6 protein-coding genes are annotated in these 9,550 nt (G+C 69.5%); 2 read left to right on the top strand and 4 right to left on the bottom strand.

The window, feature by feature from the left end; genetic code table 11:
• Window positions 1-283: 283 nt before the first annotated feature.
• The 4 genes from VF665_RS16160 to VF665_RS16145 form a co-directional block, all read right to left on the bottom strand.
• On the bottom strand, window positions 284-1,351 hold the full coding sequence (locus tag VF665_RS16160; protein ID WP_331054475.1) for an aldose epimerase family protein: 1,068 nt from the start codon (window positions 1,349-1,351) through the stop codon (window positions 284-286).
• A gap of 276 nt (window positions 1,352-1,627) precedes the next feature.
• Complete coding sequence (locus VF665_RS16155; RefSeq protein WP_331054474.1) at window positions 1,628-3,100, bottom strand: RagB/SusD family nutrient uptake outer membrane protein; 1,473 nt, start codon at window positions 3,098-3,100, stop codon at window positions 1,628-1,630.
• Between the two features lie 56 nt (window positions 3,101-3,156).
• Complete coding sequence (locus tag VF665_RS16150) at window positions 3,157-6,279, bottom strand: TonB-dependent receptor (protein WP_331054473.1); 3,123 nt, start codon at window positions 6,277-6,279, stop codon at window positions 3,157-3,159.
• A gap of 130 nt (window positions 6,280-6,409) precedes the next feature.
• Complete coding sequence (locus VF665_RS16145) at window positions 6,410-7,513, bottom strand: LacI family DNA-binding transcriptional regulator (protein ID WP_331054472.1); 1,104 nt, start codon at window positions 7,511-7,513, stop codon at window positions 6,410-6,412.
• 459 nt (window positions 7,514-7,972) lie between these two features.
• On the opposite strand from VF665_RS16145, the gene VF665_RS16140 reads away from it, so the two are divergent.
• The gene (locus VF665_RS16140; protein ID WP_331054471.1) at window positions 7,973-8,944 is read left to right on the top strand and encodes an ABC transporter substrate-binding protein; all 972 of its coding nucleotides are present in this window, start codon (window positions 7,973-7,975) and stop codon (window positions 8,942-8,944) included.
• A gap of 192 nt (window positions 8,945-9,136) precedes the next feature.
• The coding region (locus tag VF665_RS16135; RefSeq protein ID WP_331054470.1) for an ATP-binding cassette domain-containing protein at window positions 9,137-9,550 on the top strand (414 nt) is incomplete at its 3' end.

Raw genomic sequence — 9,550 nt, 5'->3', positions numbered from 1 at the left:
GAAGAGATGGTGAAGAGCAAGGAAGCCGAGGTCATGGAGGTGTGATCCTCCCGCTTCGGCCTGCATTCGAGAAGCGGGGGCGCGCGACTTCGGTCGTGCGCCCCCGCTTGTTTCGTTCGCGCGGCCGGCTGGGTCCTGGTCGGGCCGCGGGCTCGGATGACGGCACGGAGATCCGGAACAGACAACCGCGTCTCTCACGGAGGTCACGGAGTTTCACGGAGGTCACGGAGGACAGGAGGGATCGGTCCTCCGGTTCATCCCCGGCATCCGCCTTCTGCAGATATCATTCGACGGCGAAGCGGTAGACGATCAGGGAGGAGTAGCGCTCGCCGGGGCGCAGGATGGTGGAGGGGAAGCCGGGATGGTTGGGCGCGTCGGGAAAGCCCTGCGGCTCCAGGCACAGGCCCGTGCGGCGCCCGTACGCGATCCCCTGCTTTCCCACGATGCTGCCGTCCAGGAAGTTGCCGGAGTAGAACTGAATGCCGGGCTGGGTGGTGTGCACCTCCAGCACGCGGCCGCTTTCCGGCTCGTGCACGCGCGCGGCCATCGCCAGCCCACCCCCGGCGCCCCGCAGCACGAAGTTGTGGTCGTAGCCCCCCGCGTGGCGAAGCTGCTCATCGTCCCCGTCCACCCGCGCGCCGATGGACTGGGGCGCGGCGAAGTCGAACGGGGTGCCGGCGACGGGCATCAGTTCGCCCGTGGGGATCAGTTCCGCATCCACCGGGGTGATGCGGTCCGCGTCAAGCCGCAGGCGGTGGCCCAGGATGTCGCGGCGCGGATCGGCGGACAGGTTCCAGTACGTGTGCTGGGTGAGGTTCACCGGCGTGGGCGCATCCGTCACCGCGTCGTACTCCACCCGCAGCGCGCCCTGCTCCGTCAGCAGGTAGGTGACGGTGGCGTCGACGGTGCCGGGGTAGCCCTGGTCTCCGTCCGGGCTGGTGAGGCGCAGCCGCACGCCGGCGCCTTCCGCCGTCCGCACCTCCTCCGCGTCCCACAGACGCTTGTGAAAGCCCTCGGGGCCGCCGTGCAGGTGGTTGGGGCCGTTGTTGATCCGCAGCGAGTACTCGTGGCCGTCCAGGGCGAAGCGCCCCCGCGCGATGCGGTTGCCGGAGCGGCCGATGAGCGCGCCCTGGTACGAGTCGTCCGCCACGTACCCGTCCAGCGTGTCGAAGCCCAGCACCACGTCGCCCATGCGGCCATCGCGGTCCGGCACGAGGATGGACAGCACGGCACCGCCGTACGCGCTCACCCGCACCCGCGCGGCGCCGGCGAGTTCCAGGGTGAACGCGTCCACCTGCGCGCCGTCCGCAAGGCGGCCGAACGGGGAGCGCTGTACGGTCACTTTCTGCACGAAAATCCCTCGGCTGGTCGGGAGCAGGGCCACCCTCCCCAGCGGCGGCCCGGAACGAATAAACACACGAATCGCCATTTACGACAGAGACACGGAGGCACGGGTACTCCTTCGCCGCCTCGGCGCCTTCGCCGAAGTCCCATCTGTTGCCGTTCCGTGACCTCCGTGCGGCCTCCGTGCCCTCCGTGAGAGACGGGGTTGACGGAGCATCCGAACGCACGAACGGCCGCCGGAGCGGCCGTTCGCGTCTGCTTCATCCGCAGATTCCCGAAACGATCACCAGCCCGGGTTCTGCGTGACGTTGTCCTTGTTCAGGTTGGTTTCCGTCGACGGGATGGGAAGCAGGGCCCGGAACGGCTCAAACAGGTTGAAGTCCGGGTCGTGCGTCTTGAGCACGTTGATCCGCGCCGGGTCCGTGAGCCACCCGTGCCGCTTGAGCCACAGGAAGCGCTCGTTCTCCAGCCCCATCTCCTTGAGGATCTCCGCCTCGATGCGGTCGCGCATCTGCGCCTGGCTGAGCCCCGCGGGAAGCCCCGCCAGCCCGGCGCGCGCACGCACCTGGTTCACGAAGCCGCGGGCCGCGTCGGGCTGCCCGGACTCGTTGAGCGCGTCCGCGTGCATGAGCAGCACGCCGCCCAGCCGCAGCACCTTGACGTTGATGGGGTTGTCCCAGTCCTGGCTGGTCTTGTACCACTCGCCGTACTTGCGCCAGAAGCGGTCGCCCAGGCGGTCGGCGTAGCGGGTGGCGAAGGGCGTGCCGTACACGTCCATTCCGCCCGCGCGGTTGTAGAACAGCGTGGCGTCAAGCCGGGGATCCGGCTGGTTGGCCACGGTGCGCTCCGACGAAAGCTGGTCGAAGTACCACTGGGTGGGCTCGCCGTCGCAGAAGCCCACGCCGCAGGGCCCCATCATCTTGATGATGTTCTGCCCGCGGCTCCCCGCCGCCAGAACTTCCGGCCCGCCGAACTGCACCTCGAAGATGGTTTCGCGGTTGTTGTCGTTGGCGTCCGTGAAGTTGTCGATGTAGTTGGGAAGCAGCTGGTAGTTGGGGAACACCGGCGCGAACGCCGCCGCCGCCGCCGCCCACTTGCCCTGCTGCAGCAGCGCCCGGCCCAGCAGCGCCGCCGCCGCCCCGCTGGTGGCCCGCCCCGCGTCGGCCCCGCCGTAGCTGGCGGGGAGCGCGGCGCGCGCCTCGGTGAGGTCCTTTTCAATCTGCGCCCACGCCACGGCGGCCGTCACCTGCACCGGCCGCTCGGTGGGGCTCGCGGCGGGGGTGAGGGTGAGCGGCACGTTGCCGTACAGGCTCACCAGGTTGAAGTACGCCAGCGCCCGGATGAACTTGGCCTCGCCCACGATGCGGTCGCGGGTGGCGGCGTTCATCTGGATCTCCGGGACGTTCTGGATGACCTGGTTGGCCCGGTAGATGGTCTGGTAGTGGTGCTGCCAGATCTCGCGGTTCACCTCGAAGTCGTAGCTGCTCAGCACCGACTTGGTGAAGTTGGCCAGGTCGCCCCACGGGCTGCGGCTGAAGCCGATGTCGGAGCGGGTGTCGTAGGCGAACTGCAGCCAGCGCCCGTAGGTGCCGTTCTCCTGCAGCCCGCGGTAAGCGGCGTTCACGCCCAGCGTGGCGTCGGCTTCCGTCTGCCAGAACGTCTGCGCGGTGCGCTCGTTGGGGTTGTCCAGCGTCAGGTCGGCGCACCCCGCGAGCACGGAGGCTCCCAGGAGCAGCGCCGGAACCATTCGGTTCATCTTGGTCATGGCTCGGTGGCTCGCGTTGGTTGAGGGTTGGGATCCGGTCCGCCGCATCACAGGCTCAGGTCGATGCCGAGGGTGAACGTGCGCGGGTTGGGATAGATCCGCCCGTCGTCGATGCCGCGGGCCAGCGGGTCCACGCGGGTGTCGGGCGTGCCGTCGCCGATGGGGCGGTCGGCGTTGAGCACCTCGGGGTCCCAGTTGGAGAAGCGGCTGAACGTGTGCAGGTTCTGCACGTTCAGGTAGATGCGCGACCCCTCGCCCGCCACGCCCAGGCGGCTGGTGAGGCTGGCCGGCAGGCGGTAGCCCACCACTAGGTTCTGAACGCGCAGGTACGAGCCGTCCTCCAGCCAGCGGTCGGTGTTGGCCCGGGCGTTGTCGGCGCCGGCCGCGCCGAACACGGCGCGCGGGTCACGGGTGTTGGTGTTGGTGGGCGTCCACGGGTCCAGGTCCGCGCGGTAGTTGGAGTTCTCGTCCATGCGGTCCGTCCAGTACCGCACCACGTTGAAGATCTCCGCGCCCTGCGCGCCGCGCAGCGCCAGCCCCACGTTGAAGGCGCGGTACGTGGCGTTCAGCGACAGGCCGCCCTCGAAGTCGGGAATGGGGCTGCCGGCCACGTAGCGGTCGTCGTCGTTGATGGTCCCGTCGCCGTTCAGGTCCACGTAGCGGATGTCGCCCGGCCTGGCGTTGGGCTGAATGACCTTGCCGTCCTTGTTGCGGTGCGCCTGCACCTCGGCGTCGCTCTGGAACAGCCCGTCGGTCTTGATCAGGTAGAAGTCGCCGATGCCGCCGCCCACCGCCGTGCGCGACACGTTGTTGAACCCGGCAAAGATGGGCTGCCCGCCGTTGCCCAGCCCCAGCACTTCGTTGTTGATGGTGGTGATGTTGGCGCTGCTCACCAGCTGCAGGTCGCCGCGGTTCACCGTCCACTCGGCGCCCAGCTCGAAGCCGCGGTTGCGCACGCTGCCGGCGTTCACGGTGGGGGGCGCGGTGGGGTCGTTGAAGCCGGTGCCCAGGCTCCACGGAATGGGGGGCGACACCAGCAGGCCGTCGCTGTTGCTGACGTAGTAGTCGGCCGTAACGCGCAGCGCGTCGTTCAGCACGCCGAACTCCAGCCCCACGTTGGTCTGGGTCTGGTCCTGCCAGCGGATGTCGGGGTTGGCCAGGCGCAGCTGCGTGGCGCCCGAAGCGATGGCGCCGCCGAACAGGTAGCTCTGGTTGCTGATGATGGACGCGGCGTACTGGAAGTCGCCGATGTCCTGGTTGCCCAGCGAGCCGTAGCTGGCGCGCAGCTTGAGGCTGGGCACCGAGCTGCCCAGGAAGGGCAGGTTCTGGTAGAACGGCTCGTCGCTGACGACCCAGCCGGCCGAGCCGGAAACGAAGGTGCCGTACTTGTTCCCCGGGCCAAAGCGCGACGAGCCGTCGCGGCGCACGGTGCCGGTGAGCAGGTAGCGGTCGGCGTACGAGTAGTTGGCGCGCAGCAGCAGGCCCACCAGGCCGCTGGGGATCTCGAAGCCGCGGTTGGCGAAGTTGCTGGTGCCCGCGTCGATCTGGGTGATGTCCTCGTCGGCGAAGCCGCGGCGGTACGCCTCCAGCCGCTCGAAGCGCCCGGTCTGCTGCGTGACGCCGGTGACGCCGCTGAGCGAGTGCTCGCCGCGGGTCTGCTCAAAGTTCAGAAGGTGCTCCATGAGCAGCACCATGTTGTTGTCGCGCCGCTCCCGGGCCTCGTTGAAGGTGGGGACGGTGTTCTGCCGGATCTGCTGCTGGCGCTGGAAGCGGGTGTAGTTCAGGTCCTCGTAGTCCACGCCCAGGTTCACGCGGTAGCGCAGCCAGCTGGTGAGCGAGTACTCGCCGAACACGCTGCCCAGCACGCGGTTGGTGATCTCGTTGTTGTCTTCGCGCTCAAACGCGCCCACCGGGTTGCTGCCGAAGGTGGCCAGCGCGCCGTTCCCCGAGCCGTAGCCGTAGCCGCTGGGGTTGTTGGGGTCGTACACCGGAATGCCCGGCTGCAGGCGCACCGCGTCCACCAGGGGAAAGCCCACCAGGTTGTTGCGCGTGCTGCGCGACAGCGTGGCGTTCTGCCCCACCCGCCACCGCCCGCCGCGCGCCTCGGAGTTCACCCGGAAGCTGAAGCGCTCGAAGTCGGTGTCGATGATGGTGCCCTGCTGGTTGAAGTAGCCGCCGCCGATGAGGTAGTTGGCGTTGTCGCTCCCGCCCGACACGGCCACGTTGTGGTCCTGCACGGCGCCCTGCTGGAACACCGCGTCCTGCCAGTTGGTGTTGGCGGTGATGGCGGTGTTGTCGGCCGGCAGCCCCGCGTTGGTGCGGGCCATGTTGTTGAGCTCCGACCAGCGCGCCGCGTCCACCAGGTCCACGCGGCGGGGCACTTCCTGGAAGCCGTAGTACGAGTTCACGGCCACCTTGGGCGCGCCCGCGCGGCCGCGGCGGGTGGTGATGAGGATCACCCCGTTGGCCGACTGCGCGCCGTACTGCGCGGCGGCCGACGCGTCCTTGAGCACCTGCACCGACTCGATGTCGCGCGGGTTCAGGTTGGGGTTCTGCCGGGTGTACATGCCGTCCACCACGTACAGCGGGCTGCTTCCGCTCAGGAAGTTCTGCCCGCGGATGTTTACCTGCGACTCGCGCCCGGGCTGGCCGGAGCTCTGGATCACCACGCCGGCCACGCGGCCGCGCAGCGCCTCCTCGAGCGTGGCCACCTGCCGGTCCTGGATGTCTTCGGCGCGCACCTCGGCTACCGCGTCGCTCACGGTGGTGCGGCGCTGGGTGGTGTAGCCCACCGCCACCAGGGTATCCAGCATGAGAGTCTGCGTGCCCAGCCGGAAGTCGGCCTGGGCCGTGGCGCCCTCGGCCACGGTGACGCTTACGGCGGTGCTGGCGAAGCCCATCTGCCCGGCGCGCACCTGGTACTGGCCGGCGGGAACGCCGTTGATGGTGTAGCGGCCGTCGGGGCCGGTGCGGCCGGTGAGCCGCGTGCCCACCACGGACACCTGCGCGTCCGCCACCGGCGAGCCGTTGGCGGCGCTCACCACCTGGCCGGTGATGCGGCCGCCGCTCTGGGCGTGCAGGGGAAGCCCCGCGAGCAGGGCCAGGAAGGCGAACGCTCGGAGCAGCAGCCTCGCGGCGAGCCCGGCGCGGGAAACGACAGGGTTCTTCATCGGGTTCCCTCGATTGGGAAGCGGGTGAACGGGTCCGGCCGCGCGGGCGGCGCGCCTGCCGGGGTGGGGAGGTGGGGCATGGTGCACGGGCCGGAGGCGAGGCCCGGTGGAGCCGGTCGGGGTCCTGCGTTCAGCGGGCGGCCATGCGGGCCGCGCCGCTGTTGGTGCCAGCCCCCACGCGGACGATGGACGCCGCGGGGGAGCCGGGGAGGGCGCGGGTGGAATCGCGCACCACCAGTTCCGTGTCCAGGTACAGCCGCTGGGGCGGGAGCGTCTCCCGCGACTCGATGTGGCGGATCAGCATCTGCGCCGCCACCTGCCCCATCTGGAACTTGGGGACGCGCACGGAGGTCAGGCGCAGCGGCAGGTAGTCCAGCAGGTGGATGTCGTCAAAGCCCACCACCGACACCTCGTCCGGCACGCGGATTCCCAGCTCGTCCAGGGAGCGGCACAGGCCCAGCGCAACCAGGTCGTTGTAGCAGGTCACGGCCGTGGGCCGCTCCGCCGCGGGGCGGCTGCGGAAGAACTCCAGCCCGGCGCGGTAGCCGTCTTCCGCATGGGCGCCGGCGCGCACCACGCCATCGTCGCCAAAGATGATGTGGCTCGCGCTGCAGGCGCGGCGCACGCCGTCGATACGCTCCTGGCTGTGCATGGAGTACTCCGGCCCGGCAAAGTGCACCAGACTGGCGTGCCCCTGGCTGATCAGGAACTCCACCGCCTTGCGCGAGGCGCTCTCGTTGTCCACGTCCACCAGCGAGGCCTGCACCCCCAGCACTTCCTCCAGGAGGACGAAGGGGAGGTTGCGCCGCTTGAGCTCGAACAGGTGCGACAGGTCTGCCGTGTGGTCCAGCACGGGGGTGATGATGAGCCCGTCCACGCCCTTGGCCTGGGCCAGCTCCACCGCGCGCCGCTCGGAGGCGTGCGCGCCCTCGGAGCTCATCACCAGCAGGGTGTAGCCCGCTTCTTCCGCCGCGGCGCGGGCGCCGGTGACGACTTCGCCGTAGTACGGGTTGTCGATTTCCTTGATCACCAGCCCCAGGCTGCGCACCTGCTGCGCGCCCCCGCGGGTGTCCGGCCCACTCTTGCGGTAGTTGAGCGACTCAATGACGGCCAGCACCCGTTCGCGGGTGGACTTGCGCACGGTGCCGGTGTCGTTGAGCACGGCCGAAACGGTGGCCTTGCTCACCCCGGCGAGCCGCGCGACGTCGTTGATGGTCGGCTGCTTGTTCTTCATCGTCCGGCAGCGGGGCAGGGCGGAATGAGCGGGGACTACGGTGGAGCGGGGGTGCCCCTGAACTTTGGGCAAACCGTGCTTGAACTCGCCTGAACAGGTTCGATGGTGTTCAGGTTAGAGGCGCGGGTGCGGGCTGTCAAGGTTCACGTTGGGGGGAGGGCGCGAGTGCGGAGTGCAGAGGAACAGAAGGGCTCAGTGCTCAGTGCCAAGTGCTCAATCCCGATATCATCCAGCATCTCCGTACCGTGACCTCCGTGCAGCCTCCGTGACCGCCGTGAGAGACGAAGTTGCCCGATCCCGGTGCGACGGCTCGCGGGTCCCGGTGGATGGAAGAGAAGGTGCTTGACATCGCGCACCCTGCAAACGTACTGTCTTGAACCAATCTGAACCGCGCGTTCGGTTCAGGTCCGGCCCGGTCCGCTCGACCACCATCCCCTCCCAACTCTGCCCAGCCAACCCATGCTCCCGTTGCCCCGGCTCCGTTCCATCCTGCGCGCGGGCGTGCTGCCCGCGCTCGCCCTCGCGTCTCTGGCGGGCTGCCGCAAGGAGGCGGCGGCCGACGGCAAGTGGACCGTCGGCTTTTCGCAGATGGGGCACGACAACCCCTGGCGCATGGCGCAGACGGCCAGCCTGCGCGACGAGGCCAGGAAGCGCGGCTACGAGATCGTCGTCACCGACGCGCAGGACCAGACGGCCAAGCAGGTGGCGGACGTGGAAGACCTGATCGCGCGTGGCGTGGACGTCATCCTTCTGGCACCCCGCGAGTTCGAGGGGCTGGCGCCGGCGCTGCAGGCCGCCCGTGACGCCAACATCCCCGTGATCCTGGTGGACCGCGAGGCGGAGGGGAAGCCGGGCGAGGACTACGTCACCTTCCTGGGCAGCAACTTCGTGGACCAGGGGCGCCGCGCGGCGGAGTGGCTGGTCAAGGAGACCGGCGGCACGGCGGGGATCGTGGAGCTCACCGGCACGCCCGGCTCGTCCGTGGCGCTGGACCGCGCCAAGGGGTTCCGCGAGGTGATCGCGCAGCACCCGGGGATGAAGATTCTGGCCTCGCAGACGGGCGAGTTCTCCCGCGCCACGGGGCAGCGGGTGATGCAGAACATCGCGCAGTCGCTGGGCAACCAGATCACCGCCGTGTACGCGCACAACGACGAGATGGCGCTGGGCGCCATCCAGGCGCTGCGGGCCTCGGGCCGCAATCCCGGGACGGACGTGAAGATGGTGTCCATCGACGGGCAGCGCGCCGCCCTGGAGGCCATTCAGCGCGGCGAACTGGGCGCCACGGTGGAAAGCAACCCGCGCTTCGGCCCCATCGCCTTCGAGACGATCGAGCAGGTGCGCAAGGGCGAAACCATCCCGCCCAAGAAGCTGATCACCGACCGCTTCTTTGACCGCGCCAACGCCGCGCAGTTCGTCGCCGAGGCGTACTGATCACGGAACGTGCTGAGTGCTGAGTGCGGGGTCAACCCGCACTCAGCGCGGCGCATCCGGCTCGCGACTGAGCCACGGACGCGCATCCACTCCGCACTCCGCACTCCGCACTCTGCACTCTCTTCCTCGCCCATCATGACCAGCCCGCCCATCCCGCCATCCATCCCGCCGGACCCGCCCGAAGTCCTCCGCATGGAGGGGATCGTAAAGCGCTTCGCCGGCGCCACCGCGCTGGACGGGGTGAACTTTTCCCTGCGGCGCGGCGAGGTGCACGCGCTCGTGGGCGAGAACGGCGCGGGCAAGTCCACGCTGATTAAGATCATGACGGGCGCCTACCGCCGCGACGGCGGGCGCGTGCTGCTGGAGGGGCGCGAGGTCAACTTCCGCTCGCCCGAGGATGCACAGGGCGCGGGCGTCGTCGCCGTCTATCAGGAGGTGAACCTGCTCGCGTTCCGCACCGTAGCCGAGAACATCTTCCTCGGCCGCGAGCCGCGCCGCGTGGGGCTAATCGACTGGAAGAGGATGAACGCCGACGCCGACGCGATACTCAAGCGGCTCGGGCTCGACATCGACGCGCGCGCGCCCTTGGGCAGCCTCAACATCGCG

Origin of the sequence: Longimicrobium sp. (assembly GCF_036387355.1) — a bacterium.
Lineage (GTDB): Bacteria > Gemmatimonadota > Gemmatimonadetes > Longimicrobiales > Longimicrobiaceae > Longimicrobium.
This window is presented reverse-complemented; position numbering and strand designations above follow the sequence as displayed.

Coding starts and splice junctions, on each gene's coding strand:
- VF665_RS16155 (WP_331054474.1), bottom strand. CDS start 3,100: ATGAACCGAATGGTTCCGGCGCTGCTCCTGGGAGCCTCCGTGCTCGCG.
- VF665_RS16150 (WP_331054473.1), bottom strand. CDS start 6,279: ATGAAGAACCCTGTCGTTTCCCGCGCCGGGCTCGCCGCGAGGCTGCTG.
- VF665_RS16145 (WP_331054472.1), bottom strand. CDS start 7,513: ATGAAGAACAAGCAGCCGACCATCAACGACGTCGCGCGGCTCGCCGGG.
- VF665_RS16140 (WP_331054471.1), top strand. CDS start 7,973: ATGCTCCCGTTGCCCCGGCTCCGTTCCATCCTGCGCGCGGGCGTGCTG.